Here is a 732-nt window from a genome sequence, read left to right on the forward strand (position 1 = left end):
TTAGACATGGAAAGTCACACATCGGGTTATGGATATAAGAACAGCTGTTCTCGTTGATGGGTCATTTTTTGTAAAACGACTTGATCACTACAAGCGTAAATTCTTCAGAACTGCCGATCCCTTGACGGCTGAACAAATCGTTAAAGCCCTTGTTTCTTCCGTTCGAAAGCACCTTCGCTACGGCGATTCTGGAAAACAGGATACTTCTCATCATCTTTATCGAATCTATTACTACGATGCTCCACCTCTTGATATAAAAGTGCATTACCCTCTGTCTGAAGCTGGTGAAACCAGATGCAGGGTAAAAGATTACAAGACTGAGCCAAGCAGTATCATCAGGGGAGAAGTGCTTGAGCAGTTGAAGATGCAGAGAAAACTAGCACTTCGGCTGGGTACTACCAAACACGACAAGTCAAAAGGTTGGAGGCTTACCCCATCTGCCACCCAAGATCTTTTGAAAAAGAGAAAAAGTTTTACTGACCTCACTAATGCCGATTTTGTTTATGAAGTCCGGCAGAAAGGTGTGGATATCAAACTCGGTCTCGATATTTCCACTCTTTCATACGAAAAACAGGTTGATAAGATTATCCTGATTGCTGGCGACAGTGACTTCGTTCCGGCTGCAAAAATGGCGAGAAAACATGGGATTGATTTCATACTTGACCCATTACGAAACAATATCGATCCCAGTCTTAACGAACAGTAACTATTCAGCCCCCAGCAAAGGAGCGT

Annotated in this window: 1 protein-coding gene; it reads left to right on the forward strand. The window is 43.0% G+C overall.

Going from position 1 to position 732, the window contains the following annotated elements:
* Positions 1–28 precede the first annotated feature (28 nt).
* On the forward strand, positions 29–706 hold the full coding sequence (locus tag E1189_RS00815; RefSeq protein WP_155158227.1) for an NYN domain-containing protein: 678 nt from the start codon (positions 29–31) through the stop codon (positions 704–706).
* Positions 707–732: the final 26 nt, after the last annotated feature.

This window comes from Parendozoicomonas verongulae (assembly GCF_009711465.1).
Classification (GTDB): Bacteria; Pseudomonadota; Gammaproteobacteria; order Pseudomonadales; family Endozoicomonadaceae; genus Sansalvadorimonas; species Sansalvadorimonas verongulae.